Genomic DNA, 19,041 nt, shown 5'->3' on the forward strand with positions numbered 1-19,041 from the left:
TGACGGCGCTTACGCGGACAGGCGCTTGCGGCCGTGGGCGCGGCGAGCGGCAATGACCTTGCGGCCACCTTTGGTCGCCATGCGCGCACGGAAGCCGTGACGGCGCTTGCGAACCAGCTTGCTCGGTTGATAGGTCCTCTTCACGGCACTTCTCCGGTCGAATGGGGCAGCGGTGCTCGAAGGCTCGCGCCCGTCTGGTTGGGAAGGGGTTTCCCCCGAAACTGTTTCGAAAAAACGATCAGCGCCCCAAGAAGAGCGCTGTCAGCTTGCGGGCTTATGAAGGAATGGAGGGGCAAAGTCAACGCCGCTTCAGCCTTCATGCGGCAATCCGGCCCTGCCTCACCAAGCTGTGACGGAGCGGTAGGCTTGACCGCATGGTATCCACTATACCACACCGGTTCCAGGAGGACACGTGACCCAGATACACCCGACGCCGGAGAGCCCGAAACAGGCAGGCCGTTTCTGGCGCATGGTGCCTCTGGGGCTCGTCCTGATAGTGGTCGGAGCCGTCTTCGCAACAGGCGTTCACCGCTCCCTCACGTTTGAGACCTTCGTGCATTATCAAGCCTGGCTTCAAGACCTTGTGGCCACCCACGGTCTGGCGATGCTGGGCCTCTATGGCCTGATCTATGTGACGGCCGTGACCATCTCGCTGCCAACCTCCGCCTTCCTGACCGCCATCGGGGGATATCTCTTCGGCTGGCCTATTGGCGGCATCACGGCCAACCTGGCGGCAACGCTTGGTGCCGCCAACATCTTCCTCATCGCCCGGTCGTCCCTAGGGCGCCTTCTGCTGGAACGGGCGGGCTCGCGGATCCAGAGCCTTGCGGCAGGCTTCCGGAAGCAGTCCTTTCTCTACCTTCTCTCCCTTCGCCTGATCCCCGTGGTGCCGTTCTGGCTGACGAACCTGGCCGCGGCCTTCTTCGGCATGCGCCTGAAGCCCTTCGTCCTGGCGACCCAGATCGGAATGCTCCCGGCCTCGTTCGCCTTCGCCCTGGCAGGTTCGGGGTTGGATGACGTCATCGCGCAGCTTGAGCGGCAGCGTGCCGAGTGCTTGGCGCTGGGGTGGAGCGATTGCGCCATCGACTTCAATGCCAAAAGCCTGTTGACGCCCGAGCTGGTGACTGCTCTCGCTCTGCTCGGAATTCTGGCGCTGATCCCGATTGCTCTCAAGCAATGGCGCCGTCGCAAAGCGGGTGAGGGCTGATGGTGAAGCTAGGCCAAAAGGGCAGTCGCGTCTTGCAGCCCGATCTGTGCGTCATCGGCGCCGGATCGGCTGGCCTGTCGGTCGCATCCATCGCAGCCTCATTCGGCGCATCCGTGGTGCTGATCGAGAAGAACAGGATGGGCGGCGATTGCCTGAACGTGGGCTGCGTTCCCTCGAAGGCGTTGATTGCTGCGGCTCTCCATGCATGCACCATGCGCGAAGCGGGAGATTTCGGCATTGGAGCAGGGGAGCCTGTCGTCGACTTCGCCAAGGTCCATGCGCATGTGAAGGCCACTATTGCAGCCATTGCCCCGATGGACTCGGTGGAGCGCTACCGGGCCATGGGCGTGTCGGTGATCGAGGGCGAAGCCCGATTCACGGATGCTCACACCGTTGTGGCCGGCAACCAGGCCATCCGGGCCCGACGCTTCATCATTGCGACCGGCTCCCGCCCGGCTGTTCCGCCGATTCCCGGGCTTGATCAGGTCCCCTATCTGACCAACGAGACCATTTTCGATCTGGCCGAGAGGCCTGGGCACCTTGTCGTGATCGGCGGCGGCGCCGTGGGAGTCGAGATGGCTCAGGCCTACCGGTTGTTGGGCGTTCCGGTCACGCTCCTGGAAGCCGGTGAGCGCCTCCTGACGCAGGAAGATCCCGAGATGGCGGGCGTCATCGATCGGGCTCTGCGGTCGGATGGCGTCGCCGTCAGAACCGGGGCTTCCATCGACAGGATCAAACCGGCAAAGGCGGGAGGCTTTGGTGTCGTCTTCAGCACTGGCGAGACAATCGAAGGAAGTCATCTGCTCGTTGCGACCGGCCGCAAGCCTGTCGTTGACGGGATAGGCCTTGAGGCTGCGGGAATCGCTTCCGACGCCTCGGGTATCCTCGTTGATAAAGGGCTCAGGACCTCGAACAGGCGCGCTTATGCTATCGGCGATTGTGCCGGTGGGGAGGGCTCTGGCGCCCGGTTCACCCATGTGGCCAACCATCATGCGGGCCTGGTGATCCGGAATGCCCTGTTCCGGCTCCCCGTTCGTGTCGGGCACGCCCCCGTTCCCCGGGTAACCTATACGGCACCGGAACTCGCCTCCGTCGGTCTGACGGAGGCGCAGGCAAGCGAGCGGCATGGAGCCATCCGCATCCTCCGCTGGGCCTTTGCCGACAACGACAGAGCTCGCACGGAGAAAAAGACCGAGGGGTATGTGAAAGCCGTGGTCACCCCGCGCGGCAGGATCCTGGGCTGCTCCATCGTCGGGGCGCATGCGGGCGAACTCATCATGCCGTGGGTTCTGGCCATGAGCCGCGGCTTGAAGGTTTCCCATCTTGCCGGGTTGATCTATCCCTACCCTACATATTCCGAGGTGACGAAGAGCGCGGCGGTGGAGTTTCTCAAGCCTTCGGCTCAGAATCCCTGGGTGCGGCGGCTGGTGTCCCTGGTTCGCCGCTTGGGATGAGACCGACTATGAGACTTGAGCAGACCTCCCTTGCAGGGCGCATCCTGAGCCAGTTCGGGCTCTCCGCGCGCCTGCTTCTGCTCACGGTGCTGTTCGTCATGATTGCGGAGGTGCTCATCTACGTGCCCTCCGTAGCCAATTTCCGTCTCACATGGCTGAATGACCGTCTGGCGGCGGCGCAGATTGCCGCCATGGTGCTCGATGCGGCGCCCGAGGAAAGCCTTCCGGAGGACCTCGAGATGCGGCTCCTTCAGGGCGTCGGGGCCCGGGCCATCGCCCTAAGGGGCGGCGGGCGCAGGAGCCTTCTGGCCGCCGGCGACGTGCCGCCCGAGGTGGGCAAGACCGTGGATCTGCGAGATGCGCAATGGCTCACCCTGGTTCAGGATGCCTTCGACGTCCTGCTCAATCCGGCCGACAAGCCGATCCGTGTGATCGGGGCGGGCATGGGTGTGGACTTCGTCGAGATGATCCTCGACCAGCGGCCCCTGCGCCACGCCATGATCGAGTTTTCGCGCAACATCCTGTTTCTGTCCCTGTTCATCTCCATCATCACGGCGGGGCTCGTCTATCTCACCTTGCAATGGGTGATCGTGCGCCCGGTGCGGCGCCTGACCGGCAATATCGCGGACTTCTCCAGCAATCCCGAGGATGCCTCCCGGGTCATCCGGCCGACCGATCGCGTCGACGAGATCGGGCTCGCCGAGCAGGCCTTGGCCCGCATGGAAACCACCTTGGCCGACGAACTGCGCCAGAAGCGGCGTCTCGCCCAGCTCGGCCTCGCCGTCAGCAAGATCAACCACGAACTGCGCAACATGCTGACCACGGCTCAGCTCCTGACCGACCGCCTGGATAATGTGAGCGACGATTCCGTGCAGCGCATCGCTCCGAGACTGGTCAACACCCTCGATCGGGCGATCGCCTTCTGCGAGACCACGCTGGCCTTTGGACGGGCGACCGAGCCCCTGCCGCAGCGGCGCCTCGTCCCCTTAGGCCCCATGATCGACGAGCTGTCGAACCTGACGGATCTGGCACCCGAGGTCGGGATCGCGTTCCAGGCGGATGTTCCCGATGACCTCATGATCGATGCGGATCCAGACCAACTCTCCCGGGTGCTCGTGAATGTTGTGCGCAATGCGGTTCAGGCGCTCAGCCAGACCGGTTCTCCCCATGGCCAGCCCTGCATCGACATCTCGGCCCGCCGGGAGGGCAGCACTGTTGTGATCTTCATCAAGGACAACGGACCCGGCATCCCCGAGCGAGCCAAGGCCAACCTGTTTACGCCCTTCCAGGGGTCGGCTCAGAAAGGCGGCACGGGCCTGGGTCTGCCGATTGCGGCGGAACTCATTCAGCTCCACGGTGGAACCATCATCCTCGATGAAGGGCAGGAGAGGACCTGCTTCAAGATCACGATCCCCGACCGCCTCTCCCCGGCGAAAGCCAACTGAGCTTTCGGCAAAACTTCCGCATAAGAGGCTTGCCAACCGCGCCGGATCCCTTTATGTCACCGGCCTCGGCCAACGTTGCTTCCCGCAACGACTTAGCCGACCAAGCGCCCGTAGCTCAGCTGGATAGAGCACCAGACTACGAATCTGGGGGTCAGAGGTTCGAATCCTTTCGGGCGCGCCATTTTCTCCAAGAGATCGATGCAGACGAGACAAGGGTTCGAAGGCGCCTTGCGCCCATTACGAAGCCTTTTCAGTCATGATCTCCAGGCTTGCGGGCTTTAAACTTCCGCCGCAGGCGTGACGCCGAGATCATCCAGCTTGGCTCGAACCTCCGCGATCGACCGCTTTAGCTTCAGGCTAATCACCGAGACGGGAATTCCCTCCCGGGCCAGGGTCAAAAGGGCTTGCACGGATTCGTAGCTCCAGGAACCGCCTGAAGAATTCATGATCGAGGCCTCCAATCGATAGTCCTCAAGCGTCGCCTTGAAGTGCGGCGAGATCATGAAAAGAGGGTCGTCGCGACCCTCCGCCGCAACCTTAGCCGAAGATGCGCGTTCCTTGTGGAGGCAACACTGACAGGAACTCACTCATGAGCATCATCTGGACCATCATCATCGGCTTCGTGGCGGGTTTGATCGCGAAATGGATCATGCCGGGCCGGAACGAGCCATCGGGCTTCATCATGACGACCATCCTGGGCATCGTCGGCGCTTTGATTGCCACCTATCTCGGGCAGGCCCTGGGCTGGTACCGGGCCGATGAGGGAGCAGGCTTCATCGGCGCCATCGTCGGCGCCATCGTCGTGCTCTTCATCTACGGCCTGATCGCAGGCCGCCGCTCGAGCTCTACGTACTGATCGCGCCAGAGCCGAAATCACGAAGGGCCACAGCTGAAACTGTGGCCCTTTTCTTTTAACCGCGATGGGTGAGACGGCCGCTCTCGGACGAGCCCGTCAGAGCCGCCTTGACCGGGCATTGGCCCACATAGCCACGCCATGCCAGATAGGATCCGCCCGCAAGCGCCAGGATGTTCAGGAGCGGATTGGGGCGGGGCTTGGCGGCTGCGGCTGCAAGGCCAAGGCCTACCAGCATGTAGGCGCCGCGCTCCGTGGTGCTGAGATTGGGCTCCCCGTTCGTCAGCGATCCGGCCTTGGCCGATATCATGTTCGTCACGTCATTTCTCCTTGATGAGCTGGGGTCGAACGCGACGTGAAGCGGTGTTGTTCCCCGTCCCGAAAAGTCCCGGGCAGGGGGGCGGAACCTCCAAGCTTGGCCTCCGTTGAGTCCACGCATCAACCAAGGAGTTGTCATCATGTCAGCTAAGGAAAAGACCCTGAACGACCTGTTCCTTCACACGCTGAAGGACATCTACTATGCCGAAAAGCAGATCCTGAAGGCCCTGCCGAAGATGGCGAAGAATGCGGAATCGGAAGAACTCGCGCAGGCTTTCGAGACCCATCGTCTGGAAACCGAAGGCCAGATCGAGCGTCTTGAGAAAGTCTTCGAGATCCTCGGCAAGCCGGCCCGCGGCGTGCAGTGCGAAGCCATCAACGGCATCATCGAGGAAGGCAAGGAAGTCATGGAGGACTTCGCCGACAGCGAGGCTCTCGATGCTGGTATCCTGGCCGCCGCCCAGGCGGTGGAGCATTACGAGATCACCCGCTATGGCTCCCTGAAGACCTGGGCCCAGGAACTGGGCATGAACGATGCCGCCAAGCTCCTGGACCAGAACCTTCAGGAGGAGAAGAAGACCGATCAGCTTCTGACCCAGCTTGCCGAGGCGCGCGTCAACACCAAGGCCGCCTGACGCTTCCGTCAGATGTCGAAAACCCCGCGCCCGGAAGCGCGGGGTTTTCTTTTTGAGCCCTGGAGGTGGGAGGCTCAATGACGATTGGCCGGACAGGGTGTGACGGCCGTGTCCAGGGTGAGCCGCATGGAGCCCGATGGGGTGATCTCAAGCGCGGCTTTCATGGCGGCCGGATCCTCGACCAGATGCATGAAGGCCAGGAGCCTCAGCCGCACGATCGGTGGCAGATGGGAGAGGCAGGCTGCCAGCGTCTGGGTGGCTCCGTCGCTCATCTCCTCGTGGACAAAGGAGCTGACCGGAGGGATCTCGTCAGGCAGCGACATGGGGCACTCCGTTGACAACGGTGGGGGCCTCGGCGGCACGCACCAAGCATGAGCCGCGCAGTCCCGCGAGCCTGCTGACATGCCTCAGGCTGTCCTCCGAAATCTGGATGGCGGCCGCGATGCAGGGCTGGCCTTCGACCAAGGTCGGCAAGCCCAGGGGCCGGACTTTGAAGCCTGCCTGCTGCCAGCGCGGGAGCCACCACATCTCGACCACGGCGGTGACCTCCGTCACTCCCTCCTCAAGACAGAATTGCTGGAAGGCCGCCAGAAGACGGCAATCCGTGCGGCCCATGCGCCGCTCTCGGACAATGAAGTATCGGGTGCATTCGAGGATCGTGGAGCCGGACAGCACATCCCGGCCTTTGACCAGATGGGCGAAGGATTCGCTGATCATGTGCGGCAGCAGCGTCGGATAAAGCCTCAAGCCACCGATGACGCGCCCGTTGTCGAGCGCGACCAGATAGGTCGCCTGGTCATTGTCGTAGGCATCCACATCCCGCCCGTCTGGGCGCTCAAGGGCGCGCCACCCGCGCTCCCCCACGAAGATCTCGTGCCTCAGGCGAAAATACGCGTCGAGGACCGTTTGATATCCGGCCCTGTTCTCGTCGGTAATGACATGAATTGAGGTCATAGCCCCATGCCCTCCCTTTCGGGAGAGCAGTGTCCATGACCGGCCTGATTTGGATATTGTAGGAAATTACAGGTGCTTTAACGTCAGATCTCGATGAGCCGATGCTGGAGAGCCCTCGCGACTGCATGGGTTTTGTTGGCGGCGCTCAGCTTGGTGCAGGCGCTGCCGATATGAGCCGTGATCGTCCGCTCCGTCACGCCAAGGATCTCCCCTGTATCGGCAGCCGACTTCCCCAGAGCCGCCCAGCGCAGGGCTTCCCGCTCGCGGGCTGTCAGTGGGTTGGGCTGCGGGGAGGGGGCCAGGATGAGGCGGGCCCGCTCGAAAGCGTACATGGCCATGAGGTGAATGGCCGGCTTGGTCTGGGGCGTCAGGTCAAGGTCGGCGCCTCCCATGGAGAGGCAGGCCTCGAACCCGTTCAATCCGTGAATGGGCAGGCAATAGCCCTGCCGCATCCCGAAATCGGCGGCGCCCTGCATGACCTCCTTGCCCTTGGGGTTCGTCTCGGGGTCGAAGCGGGCTTCGCTCCACTCGAAAGGCTGGACGGTCCGACGGCAGAGGCTGACGACGGGATCGTGCCGGTCATAGCTGTTCCGCGTATAGCGCTCGTACCAGCCAAGGGGCCACTTCTTGAGCAGCACCAGACTTTCGATCTTCTGTTCGGGATGCGGCAGCCCGGTCATGATGAAGTTTTCAAACCCGAACTGGGCGAATGAGCGCTCCATCGCATCGATGATCGCCTGGGGGGATGCCAGACGGTCGAGCTCCTCGATGAACTCGAACGCTTGTACCGTATGGTCAAGGCTGCGGCCGCTCACGGGCGTCTCCTAAGCAAGTCCTAAACCTTAAGATTGCATTGCGATATAATGCTACCAAAAGTTTTAAAGTTGGCATAGACAAGGCAAAGGACATCAAAAGCAGGAGCGGGGCTTGCAGAAGAAGGCGCCTAACCACATCGACAGGCACATCGGCAGTCGGGTGAGGGCCCGGCGGACCATGCTCGGCATGAGCCAGGAACGGCTTGCGGACGCCTTGGGGCTCACCTTCCAGCAGGTTCAGAAATACGAGAAGGGCATGAACCGCATCGGCGCCAGCCGCCTGCTCCAGATTGCCGGCATTCTCGACGTGAGCATCGAGTTCTTTTTCGAGGGCCTCCCCGGCCTGCGGGCAGGCGGCTTCTCCGGCGACAGCCTCATGGCCGAGTTTCTGACCCGGTCCGAAAGCGACAGACTCGTGCGGGGATTCCTGCGCTTAAAGGATGATGAGGCGCGCAGAAAGGTCGCCGATCTCGTCGATTGGCTCGCCTCCGTCGGCTAGGTTTGGAACGGCGTAATCCCCTCGGCGTCGGGTTTCTAGGAGCGTTCGGAACCTGCCGCGCTTCTAGTGGTTACTCCCTCACGATTGAGAGAGGTCGACCATGGGCGTGGGACAGCAAAACACCAATAGGCAGCAGGACAACGGCACTGAGGAATGGGATGCGCTAAAGGGTGATGTCGGCGATATCGCAGGCGCAGCCGTCGAGCGCAGCCGTTACTTCATCGACTCTGCGCGCGAGCAGGCGACGGATTACGTCGACCGCCGCAAGGACGATATTGCGCAGTCGGTCGCGGATTTCGCCACGACGCTGCGCGAATCCACCCATTCCTTCGACGAGCGGCCAAACATCCGCGCCGTCGTCGATACGGCGGCCGAAGGATTGGAGCAGCTGGCAGACTCGATCCGCGAGCGGACGTTTGCAGACTTCTTCAACGAGTTCGAGGGCGTTGTGCGCCGTCGTCCGGCCGCCGTGGCCGCGGTCTCCGTGGCTGTGGGCTTTCTCGCCGCGCGCTTCATCAAGAGCACGGCCGAGGATCTGCGTTACGACAGCATGAATGCCGGTTCGACCCAGGGCGGCCAGGGTCGTGCGCGTCAGCAAGGCCCGCAGGGTCAGCAGCGCTCGCAATCCAAAGCCAGTGCCTGACGGAGGCGGTCATGCAGGGTAACGGCAATCAAACCATCCAGGGCCTCGTCGGTGAAGCCCTGCGGGAATCCACCGATCTCGCGCAAAAGGAATTTACCCTTTTCAAGACCGAGATATCCCAGAACATGCGGACCCTCTTCATCGGGCTCGCCATGATGGTCGCGGCAGCGGTCTTCGCGATTGCAGCCGTTATGCTGCTGACGGAGTCGCTGGTGGAGTGGCTGGCGACCGTCGTCGACTCTGAGGCGCTCGCCGCACTCATCGTCGGCGGCCTTATGGCCGTGATCGCCATCGGCCTCGGGCTGTGGGGGAAGAACGCCATGACGGCGTCGTCGCTCACGCCGCAGAGGACCATGCGCTCGCTCAAGCGCGATGCAGAAGTCCTGTCTGAGAGAGGTGCATGATGACGTCACAAAGTCTGCAGGATCTGGAGAAGGACATCGAGCGCAGTCGCGCTCAACTCGACCAGACCATCGATCGCCTCCAGGACAAGATGACCGTCTCCGGCGTCGTCGACGACGTGCTTGGGACCGCTCGCAACGGACAGTACGGACCGCTCTACGACCGGGTTCTGGATACGGTCAGGCGTAATCCCGTGCCGGTGATGCTGATTGCCATGGGCATCGGACTTCTGGCCTACCGCCTCGGCCGCCCGACCCGTCCCATGCGTCCGGCTCGATTGATCGCTGCCGATGAAGACCTCATGACCGAGGAGCCTCTGCTGATGGAGGCAGAGGACTCTCGTCTCTATGGGACGGAAGCCGTTCACCAGCCTGCGACGGACACGATGTTCGAGCGGCCCGGCATGAATTCCCGTTACTGAAGAATCGAATAGGAGCTTTTCATGGCAAATATGAAGAACGAGACCGGCAAGCCGGGTGTGGACAAGCAGAGCGACACGGGCACGGCCGGTAAGGTTTCCGCCGGCACGTCGGTGGGCAATATCGGCGAGGCTCCGATGCCTCATGCTCATGACCAGAAATCCGCTCAGGGCGCCGGATCATCGACGGGCGGTACGCAGTCTTCCGGCCAGTCGAAGGGCTCCTCATCTGGGCAGGCCTCTGGCCAATCCACGCAGCAGAATGCGCAGGGTCAGGGCGGCGTTGCAGACAAGGCGCAGCAGGCAGCCGATCAGGTGCGTCAGAAGGCTGAGGATGCCTACGAGGGTGCTTCCGACTGGGCACGCGATACCTATGAGCGCGCATCCGACTGGGCTTCCGGAACATACTCGCAGCAGCGCCGCCGCATGAACCAGATGGGTGGCCGTTCCGCGCGAGCGTTCGGCAATGCACGCGGCGGTGTTCAGAGCTATGTTTCCGAGAACCCAATGGTGGTTGGACTCGTCGGTCTGGCGGCCGGTCTGCTTCTCGGAGCGCTTCTGCCGCGCACCCGCAGAGAGAACGAGATGTTCGGCGAATGGGCCGATGAGGTTCGCAATCAGGGTCTGCGCTACGCTCGTGACGCGGCCAGCCGCGGTCGCGAATATGTCGAGGAGACATTCAGCGGTGATGATGCGCAGTTCAGCCGTCACGAGAGCGAGTTCAACGGTCAGCGCGACGCCAATCGCCACTGACACAAGTCTTTAGACGAAATACAAAAGGCGCCGGTGAAAACCGGCGCCTTTTTGATGGACTCTTGAGCAAGAGCCCAGGCGCTAATGACCCTGCAGAAACTATAACGGCCACGGCAAGGTGATGCGCGTACATGCGGCGTCATCATCTCGGCATCGTGACCGCTTCTGGTCAACACGAATGCCGCCAGCGTGAGCTTGAGATGGGGGTGACCTGTCCTGAATTCAAGAAGATGATGAAATTTCTTAACTCTGTTCCGCTAAATTCCCGTCTCGCGCAGGACCTTCCAGGAACGAGGTGCCTTCGAGTTTGTTGGCTTCCAGCAGGGCCAAAATTTCCTATCAAAAGGTGCTGCGCCGAAGGTGGTCCTCCTCAGGGATCGGTGATGGAGTTGGGGCATGCGTATTCTGATCCTGGAAGACGATCCTGCAATCGCCTTTGATCTGCAGGCCATCCTGGAGGCTGACGGGCACGAGGTTGTCGATTCCATCAGCTCGCTTGCCGAAGCCTATCAACACCTTGATGACAGGTTCGACTGTGCGCTGCTCGACATCGACGTGATCGGCGGCAAAAGCTTCGGCGTGGCAGAGACGCTCATCGAGCGCCATATCCCATTCGTTTTCGTCTCGGCTTCTGCCCCATCGGATCTGCCGCAATCCCTGCAGCGGGCTGCCTTCGTGGCAAAGCCGTTTGAGGAAAAGGTGCTGCTTCAAACCGTCGAGCACGCCGTTCCCAACCTCCTCCCTTGCTGATGCGAGACGTCGAGGAACCTGTTCTCTCCCGGTGACTTCCTTCACCATGCAAGACTTTCGGTTCGGCTTCTGCTGCAAGTACATTCCAGAAGATGGTTCGGCGCAGACTGCGCGGGCCATGAACACGTCCACGGTGACGATGGCCTACTTGAGCCGTCTCGAGCCGAAAGCCGCCTATGATAAGCTTGCATCTGTGGTGTCTCACAACTTGGAAGCCTTCAGGCTCCAGATCGAGCACGTGGCGGGAAGGCCGAAACTGGAACGTCTTCACCGCCTGTCCAGCGATCTGCTTCCCGGATACACCCATGCAAGCTGCCGGGAATTCTACCGCGATCCTGATCTTCGCAACCTGATCGAGACGAAGCTCGCGCAGGCGGGGCGCCTCGCCCGGGACGGGGATGTGCGTCTGAGCATGCATCCCGGACAGTTCTGCGTGATCGCCTCCGCCAATCCTTCGGCTTCCGCTAATGGCATTGCGGAATTCGAGTATCATGCCGAGGTGATGGCCCTCATGGGCTACGGCCAGGGGTGGCATCCGCACGGGGCTCACATCAACATCCATGGCGGCGCGAAAGCCTTGGGTGCCGAAGGGATCCGAGGCGGCCTTGCGCATCTGTCACAGACGGCCCGCAACCTGATCACCATCGAGAACGACGAGGTGAGCTTCGGCCTCGACGATCTCCTGCCTCTTGTGGATGAGGTGCCGCTCGTCCTCGATCTTCATCATCACTGGATCATGAGCCAGGGCGAGTATGTCGAGCCCGACGATCCGCGCATTGCCCTGATCATCGCATCCTGGCGCGATGTGCGGCCGGTGAGTCATGTGAGCGTGTCCCGTGAGGACTTACTTCCTGATTACGACATTCATAGCCTTCCCGATTTCAAGGCACTCATTGGATCGGGAATCAAGCCGAAGGATCTGCGTGGCCATTCGGATCTGATGTGGAACGAAGCCATCAACGACTTGGTGGTGCGCCATCTGTCATGGTCGGATTTCGAGATCGAGGCGAAGCTGAAGAACATTGCATCCGAGGGTCTGGCGCATCACGTGGAGAGACGGCAATCAGGCCTCCGCGCAACGGGATAAAGTTTCATATCTCTGCAGAGCTTGTGGAACCAACCCAGACGAGGAGTCGTTGTCGGGTATTGTATTGCGAGTCACGAAGTGATGTTGCCTGCGCATTCCACAGTTCTCTTAGTTGAAGACGAGCCTTTGATCCGTCTCTTCCTGTCCGAGCTTCTCGAAGAGACCGGCTTCAGGGTTGTCGAGGCGGCCAATGGCGCCGAGGCTCTGGTGCTGATGGAGGCAGGGCTGAAGGTTGATGTGCTTCTCACCGACGTAGATATGCCCACCGGCTGCAACGGCTTCGAGCTGGCTCATCGCGTCAACGAACTCTGGCCCGGAACCGAACTCCTGATCATGTCGGGGCGGCAATGGCCCTCGGAAGGGGATCTGCCTCCGGGAGCGGCCTTCCTGGCGAAACCATGCCCGAACGAGGTGATTGTCTCTCATGTGGTTTCCGCTGCGGAGCGCAAGAAACGCCTGTTCTATGTTGCTGAAACCACACGGCAGCCCACGGAGCGAGATTCCAACATCCTGCCGTTTCCGAAAACAGCCTAAATTCCTGAACTCGATCTTGCTGACGGCGTTGAGCGGACATAAGCTCTGCCGGAATTGACCTTCATCAGGGGGCCGGAGTCTGTGAACGCTCTCCGGAATGTCCGACCGAAGGTTGGTCAATATGCTTTTCGAGCCTGATCCAAGGCTGTAGACGAGCTTCCCCACCCCATTCCCGGAGGAATACATGGCGACCAAGACGACTGACGCAAAAGCCGGCGCGAAGAAGGCTGCAGACAAGCCTGCTGCCAAGAAGGCTGTCGGTTCCAAGCCCAACGCTCTTCAGCAGCCCCTGCAGCCGTCCAAGGAACTGGCCGCCATCGTGGGCTCGACCCCGCTGCCGCGCGGCGAGGTTGTGAGCAAGATGTGGGAATACATCAAGAAGAACAACCTGCAGAACCCCGAGAACAAGCGCGAGATTATCGCCGACGACAAGCTTCAGCCGATCTTCGGCAAGCCCAAGGTGACCATGTTCGAAATGAACAAGCACCTTGCCCAGCATCTGAAATAAGCGAACAGCCTGAGGCTAATCAGGAATCCTGCCGCCATCGATCGAGCGGCAGGATTTCCGGCCTCTGACCCGGAGCCTTCTTCCATGGGTCCACGGCCCATTCGGCACCGGTCTGCTTCTCGGTGATCACGGCCGTAAAATGCGGGTAGCGGCCATCAAAGAAGAATCCCCGCGATTCCGGATGCTCCACCACATGATGGGCGAGAAGCCCATGCTCCTGCAGAACCAGGAGCAGGCTGGTCGTATTCGCGGTTTCGTCCAGACAATCCATCTGCCCATGAACACCCGACATCTGCGGTGGCGATCCCGGCACGTCCGGCTTTCCGCCCAAAGAAGCGGCCAGATACGCCGTGTAGGACCTGATTACCTCGGCCAGAGCCTGCCTCTCGGTTGCCGGTGAGCCCTGCGCCGATCTCAAGACTCCGCTCGCCCGGTTCAGCAAGCTCCCATCGACCGAGAGCGCCAGTCGTCGCGTGCATCCGTAGCCGTGACAGGCGATGATGCGGTCTCCCGCAGGCTCGACATACCCGCGCTCATTGTACCATCCCTGGGCTGCCTGGGGTCCCGCGATGGCCGGAGCGCTCAGGAACAAGGGCGGCATAACCGTCGAAAGGAGAAGTAGCGTCGATCTCATGTTGGAGATACCTATCGCCTTCGATTGCAGGGCTCTTGGCGATATAGGTCGAGCGGCTCGGCTGACTATAGGTTAAGCTTGGTTGAGTTGAGCTACGACTTTCGAGGTTTTCATGTCCCGCATCGTCTTCCTGAATGGTTCCTTCCTGCCGATCGAAGAGGCCAAGGTGCCCTTCATGGATCGGGGTTTCATGTTCGGCGACGGTGTTTACGAAGGGATCGGCGTGCTCGATGGCCAGCTGATCGACAACGAGGCGCATCTCGAGCGTCTGGAGCGCTCGCTCGCCGAGGTGCGCATCCGCAATCCCTATTCGAGAACTGAGTGGACCTCCCTTCAGGAGGAGATTGTCCGGCGCAACGGCATGACGGAGGGCTTCATCTACTTCCAGGTCACCCGGGGCGTGGCGGAGCGGGACTTCTTCTTCCCGGAGAATGCCGAGCCCACGGTGGCCATGTTCACCCAGGCCAAGGCGATCGCCGACGCTCCGGCGGCCCGCACGGGCATCGCGGTCGTGACGGTGCCGGACCAGCGCTGGGCGCGGCGCGACATCAAGTCGATCAACCTCCTCGCCCAGGTCCTGGCCAAGCAGGCGGCCAAGGAGGCCGGTGCCCAGGAGGCCTGGCTGGTGGAGGACGGCTTCGTGACCGAGGGCGGTTCGTCGAGCGGCTTCATCGTCACGAAGAAGGGCAGCATCGTCGTGCGCCCGCTTTCGAACGCCATTCTGCCCGGCATCACCCGCAAGTCCCTCCTGCGGCTCTCGGAAGAGGCCCGGATCCCTCTCGAAGAGCGCCGGTTCACGGTCGAAGAGGCTTATGACGCCGCCGAGGCCTTCCTCACCAGCGCGTCGAACTTCGTCCTGCCTATCGTGACGATTGACGGACGCTCCATCGGTGACGGAAAGCCCGGTCCCGTCACGAAGCGGCTGCGCGAGCTTTACCTGTCCATGGCGCGCGTCCCGGCTATGGCCGCCGAATAGCCTTGCCGGAACCGGTCATCGGGTCGCTCGTTGCCTTTCCAAAGGAGCGACCCATGAAGCGTGTGCTGATCCTATCGACGATTCTGGCCGGCTGCTTTGGTACGGCAGCGCTCGCGCAGAACCCTGGGGTGCTGAATCAGCAGGCCCCGAACATGCCGGCGCCGAGCCAGATGCCGGCCGAGAAGGTTGAGCCCGACAGCAATCTCTCCGGCACCAACGGTCCCTCGTCGACAGGCTCGACCAAAACCTTGAGCGATAAGCTTGAGCAGACCGACGGCGTGATCCGCCCTCCGGAGACGGCCACCCCGGACATTACCGTACCAGCTCCCGTGCCCAATCCCGGCACCACGCCGGTCATTCGCCCGCCGGCCAACCAGCAGATTGATCCGAAATAGGGTTTATGATGCCGGGAGCTGCTTTCCGGCCGAACGCCGTCGCTTGCCCTCGCGGGACCGGTTGTTCTCGCGAGGCTTGGCGTCAGCCGGGCGGTCGCTGCCGCTTTTCATGATCTGAACGGCCACCTCGGAGATCTGGCGGCGCAGCTCATCGGTCTGACCTCCGGACACCTCCAGGTTCGCGAGCCGCTCCTGGGCGTCGTCGCGCTCCGCTTCGATCTCGCGGATGCGCTGCTCGAGGATCAGGCCGCGCTCCTGCTCGGCGGCAATGCCCTTGGCGAGTTCCGCCAAGCGCAGGCGCTCGTCCGACAACTCGCTGTGCCGTTCGTTCACGGCCCGCTCGAAGTCGTTGCCCCGGGCGGTCTGGGTCATGAGGCGGGTCTCGAGATCCGAGATGGTGATGCGTTTGGTGTCGAGGTCGCTCAGGGCTGTCGTGAGCCGGCGCTCCATGTCGGCGGCTTCCGTCTCCAGGCGGGCCAGCTTCTCCTCCGCATGAAGGAGCTCGGTCTTGGTCCTGGAGCGCTCGTGCTGGGTGAGTTCCAGTTCCATCCGGGTGTTCGACAATTCGTTCAGGGTGGCCCGGTGCGCATTCTCAAGGGCAGTCAGGGTCTCGCGGGTACTCGTGAGGAAGGTCCTGGTTTGGGCGAGATCCTCGTCGGTCGCGGCAAGGCGCGTCTGAGTGCCAGCGAGGCTGACTTCGAGCTGGGCCACCGTGCGGTCGCGCTCGGCCAGGGTGCTTTCGAGCGCCTCGATGCGGATCGCCCGCCGGCCCAGTTCCTCCATGCTTTCCCGCTTGTAGGCCATTGCCTCTTCCGCCTTGCGCTCGATCCGTCGCTGGAGAACGGCGAATTCTGCGCGCAGGTGGTCCTTTTCCGCCGTCAATTCGGAGATCGACATGGGAAAGAGCGCCTCGGCCCGTCGGCGGGCGAGACGCTCCGCGCGGGCATTGACGGCAGGGATGATCAGGAGCGCGATGAGGGAGGCTGCGACAAACCCCAACGCAAAAATCATGATTGTTTCGATCACGCGAACGCCAACTCCAAGGTGCTTGACCGGTAACGCTCAAGCACCTTGCCTTGTGCCTGCGCAGCTTTCTAGAGCATCGGACCCAAAAGTGGACACCACTTTTGGGTCCGATGCTCATTCTAAACTGGCGCATCGTTGAGCGCGAAAAACCGGGGCCACTTTTCCGCACGATGCGCTGGAGCGACAATGCTCCAGACGGCCAGTTGTAGCGCATCCGGAGTCAGTTTCCACTGCCCCCGAGTCGGCACCCGCATGCGTTAAAAGCCTAGAAGGGGTTCCAGGTCGGCTCCGAGGTGAACTTCAGATAGCCGATATTGACGCCCAGACGAGCCCCGACGCCGGCCCGGATCGGCACCACGATCATCTCGTCCGCCGCAACGGCCGTCACGCCGAACCCGCCGATGAAATAGGCCGAGCCGTCGACGCCGACGAAGCGCTTATAAAGCGCATCGGTGAAGGGCATGTTGTAGACCAGCATCATGGTGCGGGCGCCGTCGCCGCCGACGTCGAACCCGAGGGAGGGGCCCTGCCAAAAGATGCGGCGATCCCCGGCATTGCGGGTGAAGAGCTTGCCCTCGCCATAGCGCAGGCCGCCGAAGAAGGCGCCTGAGGCCTCCTGGCCCAGAATATAGCCGTTGGGCTCGCCCCAGCGGCGGATCGCTTCCTGGAGGGCAAGGGCAAGGCCGCGGGAGGCCGAGCCGAAAAACTGGTGACCGGACTGGACCAGTTCATCGGACCGGAAGGATTCCGGGCTGCCGGGATTGGTAACATAGGCGCGCTGGACGGTTTGGGCCGATGCCTGCAGGGGCAGGGCGAAGATCAGGGCGGCAAAGGCCGCAGCCGCAAGAATGGTTGACCGGGAGCGCATGGGCTATCTCCTCGCATGAGACAGGGGACAATCCGGCCGTTACGGGCCGAAAGGCTGCTATCGAGGTTCGAACCTTAAGGTCATCAACCCTAACAATCTCTGTACGGAATGCTCCCTCAGAGAAGGCGCCGCTAATTATTGAGCCGGGACTATCCGGCTTTTAGACGAGATGTCAGGGGTGAAACCGGGTCCTATGCGGCTGAGGCCGACACGGGAAGATCCAGCCGGGGTGCCAGGGCCGTATCGCCGATCGCTGCGAAAGGGCCATTGCGGTAGCCCTTATCCTCATGACCGTAGGTGAGGGGGGTGCCTCCCGGTCCGACGACGCTGCCGCCGGCGCAGGTGAGGATATGGTCGCCCGCCGCCGTGTCCCATTCCATGGTCGGGCCGCAGCGCACATAGATGTCGGCTTCGCCGGAGGCGATGAGGCAGAATTTCAGGGCCGAAGAGGTCATGCGCCTCGTGCCGATGGACAGGACCGACAGGCAGGCTTCCGTGGCGACGTCGCCGTGCCGACGGCTCACCAGGGCGACAAGGTCCTTTTCGGGGGCCGGACGCACCTTTGCGTCTCGCCAGTCGAAATCCGTCCCCTGGCCATCGGGCAGGGCGCTCACGCGGGCGCGCTCGCCGGCAATCCAGATCGACCCCATGGCCGGAGCGGCCACCACGGCCGCCATGGGCCGGTTGCCCCGGATCAGGGCGATGTTGACACTGTACTCGCCGGTGCCGTGAATGAAGTCGCCGGTGCCGTCCAGCGGATCGACCAGGAAGAAGTAGTCGTCGGTCTGAACCGTGCTGGAGGTTTCCTCCGCAACCACGGGCACCCCGTCCCAAGCCTCGTTCAGGCGCCGGATGATCAGCTGCTCCGCGGCCAGATCGGCTGCCGTCGTAGGCGTTCCGTCATCCTTGATGCGCTTGTCGACCAAAGCGCTTTCCATGCCGCGCAGGACCCGGCCGGCCTCCCAGGCGATGTGAGCGAGCCTCACGGCGATGTCGTCAGGGTTCTGTCCATCGAAGCGCATCATGGATTTGTGCCTGTTCCCGTGCGGGCTGTCGATGTCTTTTTGCCCGCTTTTCAAAGAACTCTGACCCGGGTATCCCGGTTCACGTTCTCTTTCCTGTTTGGCTGTATTCATGCCCGTCGAAATCTCGATTTCATGAATAACCAGCTGACTTTACGGTGCCTCCGGAGCCCTCATGGCCACGATTTCCCTCGATTCGCTCGATCTTGCCGCTCTCCTCTGCTCACGCGTCTGCCATGACGTGATCTCGCCGGTGGGTGCGATCGTCAATGGGCTCGAGGTTCTGGAGGACGACAGCGACGCCTCCATGCGCGACTTCGCCCTGGACCTGATTCAGAAGAGCGCCAGACAGGCCTCGGCCCGGCTCCAATTCGCCCGCCTTGCCTTCGGTGCGGCAGGTTCCGCCGGCGCCTCGATCGATCTCGGCGATGCCGAGCAGGTTGCCCGCGGGCTCTTCCTTGACGACAAGATCAGCTTCTCCTGGTCGTCGCCCCGGCTCCTGTTCCCAAAGAACCGGGTGAAGCTGCTCCTCAACCTGGTAATGATCGCCACCACGGCCATTCCGCGGGGCGGCTCGATTGCCGTAACGGTCACGGGAGACGCCGAGACCTGCGCCTTCACCATCGTATCCAAAGGCCTGAACGCCCGCATCCCGGCCCATTCGGAGGCGCTCCTCGCCGGCAGTTCCGAGACCGGCACGGTCGACGCCCACGGCATCCAGATCTTCTACGCCGGCATGGTCGCCCGCGCCTCGAACATGAATATTGCGTTCTCCATCGAAGGCGACGAGGTGACGATCCGGGCTGAGACCGTGTAAGCCGGTCGATGGTTTCTCGCTAAGCGGA

The 19,041-nt window shown here is 62.2% G+C and carries 27 protein-coding genes and 1 tRNA gene; 18 read left to right on the plus strand and 10 right to left on the minus strand.

Annotated features, from left to right (window positions below):
• Nucleotides 1-9: 9 nt before the first annotated feature.
• Nucleotides 10-144: a 50S ribosomal protein L34 gene (gene rpmH / locus I2H36_RS13790; RefSeq protein WP_027314822.1), complete on the minus strand. Its 135-nt coding sequence runs from the start codon at nt 142-144 to the stop codon at nt 10-12.
• 268 nt (nt 145-412) lie between these two features.
• On the opposite strand from rpmH, the gene I2H36_RS13795 reads away from it, so the two are divergent.
• The 4 genes from I2H36_RS13795 (at nt 413) to I2H36_RS13810 (ending at nt 4,287) form a co-directional block, all read left to right on the plus strand.
• Entirely contained in the window at nt 413-1,207 is a 795-nt protein-coding gene (locus tag I2H36_RS13795) for a VTT domain-containing protein (protein WP_196264477.1), read from the plus strand.
• Nucleotides 1,207-2,661 carry a dihydrolipoyl dehydrogenase family protein gene (locus I2H36_RS13800; protein ID WP_196264478.1) on the plus strand — a complete coding sequence of 485 codons (1,455 nt, stop codon included), beginning with the start codon at nt 1,207-1,209 and terminating at the stop codon, nt 2,659-2,661. The genes I2H36_RS13795 and I2H36_RS13800 overlap by 1 nt, the downstream gene beginning before the upstream one ends.
• Nucleotides 2,662-2,669: 8 nt before the next feature.
• Nucleotides 2,670-4,106 carry a sensor histidine kinase gene (locus I2H36_RS13805; protein WP_196264479.1) on the plus strand — a complete coding sequence of 479 codons (1,437 nt, stop codon included), beginning with the start codon at nt 2,670-2,672 and terminating at the stop codon, nt 4,104-4,106.
• A 104-nt stretch (nt 4,107-4,210) separates the two neighbouring features.
• Nucleotides 4,211-4,287: transfer RNA gene (locus I2H36_RS13810), tRNA-Arg, on the plus strand.
• Between the two features lie 97 nt (nt 4,288-4,384).
• Here the strand turns inward: I2H36_RS13810 and I2H36_RS13815 are convergent.
• Nucleotides 4,385-4,609: a hypothetical protein gene (locus I2H36_RS13815; protein ID WP_196264619.1), complete on the minus strand. Its 225-nt coding sequence runs from the start codon at nt 4,607-4,609 to the stop codon at nt 4,385-4,387.
• 86 nt (nt 4,610-4,695) lie between these two features.
• Between I2H36_RS13815 and I2H36_RS13820 the strand changes: the two genes are divergently transcribed.
• The gene (locus I2H36_RS13820; protein WP_196264480.1) at nt 4,696-4,962 is read left to right on the plus strand and encodes a GlsB/YeaQ/YmgE family stress response membrane protein; all 267 of its coding nucleotides are present in this window, start codon (nt 4,696-4,698) and stop codon (nt 4,960-4,962) included.
• Nucleotides 4,963-5,017: 55 nt separating this feature from the next.
• Here I2H36_RS13820 and I2H36_RS13825 read toward each other — a convergent pair whose 3' ends face one another.
• Complete coding sequence (locus I2H36_RS13825; protein ID WP_196264609.1) at nt 5,018-5,269, minus strand: YgaP-like transmembrane domain; 252 nt, start codon at nt 5,267-5,269, stop codon at nt 5,018-5,020.
• 148 nt (nt 5,270-5,417) lie between these two features.
• Here I2H36_RS13825 and I2H36_RS13830 point away from each other — a divergent pair, with 148 nt between their 5' ends.
• Nucleotides 5,418-5,912: a YciE/YciF ferroxidase family protein gene (locus tag I2H36_RS13830; RefSeq protein WP_196264481.1), complete on the plus strand. Its 495-nt coding sequence runs from the start codon at nt 5,418-5,420 to the stop codon at nt 5,910-5,912.
• 74 nt (nt 5,913-5,986) lie between these two features.
• Here I2H36_RS13830 and I2H36_RS13835 read toward each other — a convergent pair whose 3' ends face one another.
• From I2H36_RS13835 to I2H36_RS13845, 3 genes are all read right to left on the minus strand, one after another.
• Nucleotides 5,987-6,235 (minus strand): hypothetical protein, encoded by a 249-nt coding sequence (locus I2H36_RS13835; protein ID WP_196264482.1) that lies wholly within the window; start codon nt 6,233-6,235, stop codon nt 5,987-5,989.
• Entirely contained in the window at nt 6,222-6,866 is a 645-nt protein-coding gene (locus I2H36_RS13840) for an acyl-homoserine-lactone synthase (protein ID WP_196264483.1), read from the minus strand. The genes I2H36_RS13835 and I2H36_RS13840 overlap by 14 nt, the downstream gene beginning before the upstream one ends.
• A gap of 83 nt (nt 6,867-6,949) precedes the next feature.
• Nucleotides 6,950-7,681, minus strand: coding sequence for an autoinducer binding domain-containing protein (locus I2H36_RS13845; protein WP_196264484.1), 732 nt, complete (start codon nt 7,679-7,681; stop codon nt 6,950-6,952).
• A gap of 112 nt (nt 7,682-7,793) precedes the next feature.
• On the opposite strand from I2H36_RS13845, the gene I2H36_RS13850 reads away from it, so the two are divergent.
• From I2H36_RS13850 to I2H36_RS13890, 9 genes are all read left to right on the plus strand, one after another.
• A complete protein-coding gene (locus tag I2H36_RS13850) occupies nt 7,794-8,180 on the plus strand; it encodes a helix-turn-helix domain-containing protein (protein ID WP_196264485.1) in 387 nt (128 codons plus the stop codon).
• A 100-nt stretch (nt 8,181-8,280) separates the two neighbouring features.
• Nucleotides 8,281-8,823, plus strand: a complete 543-nt coding sequence (locus I2H36_RS13855) for a hypothetical protein (RefSeq protein ID WP_196264486.1) — start codon at nt 8,281-8,283, stop codon at nt 8,821-8,823.
• 11 nt (nt 8,824-8,834) lie between these two features.
• Nucleotides 8,835-9,227 (plus strand): phage holin family protein, encoded by a 393-nt coding sequence (locus I2H36_RS13860; protein ID WP_196264487.1) that lies wholly within the window; start codon nt 8,835-8,837, stop codon nt 9,225-9,227.
• On the plus strand, nt 9,224-9,646 hold the full coding sequence (locus I2H36_RS13865) for a DUF3618 domain-containing protein (RefSeq protein ID WP_246718804.1): 423 nt from the start codon (nt 9,224-9,226) through the stop codon (nt 9,644-9,646). The genes I2H36_RS13860 and I2H36_RS13865 overlap by 4 nt, the downstream gene beginning before the upstream one ends.
• 21 nt (nt 9,647-9,667) lie before the next feature.
• Nucleotides 9,668-10,396, plus strand: coding sequence for a hypothetical protein (locus I2H36_RS13870; RefSeq protein WP_196264488.1), 729 nt, complete (start codon nt 9,668-9,670; stop codon nt 10,394-10,396).
• Nucleotides 10,397-10,792: 396 nt separating this feature from the next.
• Nucleotides 10,793-11,146: a response regulator gene (locus I2H36_RS13875; RefSeq protein ID WP_196264489.1), complete on the plus strand. Its 354-nt coding sequence runs from the start codon at nt 10,793-10,795 to the stop codon at nt 11,144-11,146.
• A 46-nt stretch (nt 11,147-11,192) separates the two neighbouring features.
• Nucleotides 11,193-12,233 carry an apurinic/apyrimidinic endonuclease family protein gene (locus I2H36_RS13880; RefSeq protein WP_196264490.1) on the plus strand — a complete coding sequence of 347 codons (1,041 nt, stop codon included), beginning with the start codon at nt 11,193-11,195 and terminating at the stop codon, nt 12,231-12,233.
• Nucleotides 12,234-12,314: 81 nt separating this feature from the next.
• A complete protein-coding gene (locus I2H36_RS13885; RefSeq protein WP_281432999.1) occupies nt 12,315-12,767 on the plus strand; it encodes a response regulator in 453 nt (150 codons plus the stop codon).
• 184 nt (nt 12,768-12,951) lie between these two features.
• A complete protein-coding gene (locus I2H36_RS13890) occupies nt 12,952-13,275 on the plus strand; it encodes an SWIB/MDM2 domain-containing protein (protein ID WP_196264491.1) in 324 nt (107 codons plus the stop codon).
• A 19-nt stretch (nt 13,276-13,294) separates the two neighbouring features.
• Here I2H36_RS13890 and I2H36_RS13895 read toward each other — a convergent pair whose 3' ends face one another.
• Nucleotides 13,295-13,909, minus strand: a complete 615-nt coding sequence (locus I2H36_RS13895; protein ID WP_196264492.1) for a hypothetical protein — start codon at nt 13,907-13,909, stop codon at nt 13,295-13,297.
• Nucleotides 13,910-14,021: 112 nt separating this feature from the next.
• On the opposite strand from I2H36_RS13895, the gene I2H36_RS13900 reads away from it, so the two are divergent.
• Nucleotides 14,022-14,885, plus strand: a complete 864-nt coding sequence (locus I2H36_RS13900) for a D-amino-acid transaminase (RefSeq protein ID WP_196264493.1) — start codon at nt 14,022-14,024, stop codon at nt 14,883-14,885.
• Nucleotides 14,886-14,938: 53 nt separating this feature from the next.
• Nucleotides 14,939-15,280, plus strand: coding sequence for a hypothetical protein (locus I2H36_RS13905; RefSeq protein ID WP_196264494.1), 342 nt, complete (start codon nt 14,939-14,941; stop codon nt 15,278-15,280).
• 3 nt (nt 15,281-15,283) lie between these two features.
• Here the strand turns inward: I2H36_RS13905 and I2H36_RS13910 are convergent, their stop codons facing one another.
• From I2H36_RS13910 to I2H36_RS13920, 3 genes are all read right to left on the minus strand, one after another.
• Nucleotides 15,284-16,291, minus strand: coding sequence for a coiled-coil domain-containing protein (locus tag I2H36_RS13910; protein ID WP_196264495.1), 1,008 nt, complete (start codon nt 16,289-16,291; stop codon nt 15,284-15,286).
• 280 nt (nt 16,292-16,571) lie between these two features.
• Nucleotides 16,572-17,174, minus strand: a complete 603-nt coding sequence (locus I2H36_RS13915; RefSeq protein ID WP_196264496.1) for a DUF1134 domain-containing protein — start codon at nt 17,172-17,174, stop codon at nt 16,572-16,574.
• A 191-nt stretch (nt 17,175-17,365) separates the two neighbouring features.
• Nucleotides 17,366-18,199: a 3'(2'),5'-bisphosphate nucleotidase CysQ family protein gene (locus tag I2H36_RS13920; protein WP_196264497.1), complete on the minus strand. Its 834-nt coding sequence runs from the start codon at nt 18,197-18,199 to the stop codon at nt 17,366-17,368.
• Between the two features lie 172 nt (nt 18,200-18,371).
• Between I2H36_RS13920 and chpT the strand changes: the two genes are divergently transcribed.
• Nucleotides 18,372-19,013, plus strand: coding sequence for a histidine phosphotransferase ChpT (chpT, locus tag I2H36_RS13925; protein ID WP_196264498.1), 642 nt, complete (start codon nt 18,372-18,374; stop codon nt 19,011-19,013).
• The last annotated feature ends 28 nt before the right edge of the window (nt 19,014-19,041 follow it).

Source organism: Microvirga terrestris, from assembly GCF_015694425.1.
In the GTDB taxonomy this organism is placed as follows: Bacteria; Pseudomonadota; Alphaproteobacteria; order Rhizobiales; family Beijerinckiaceae; genus Microvirga; species Microvirga terrestris.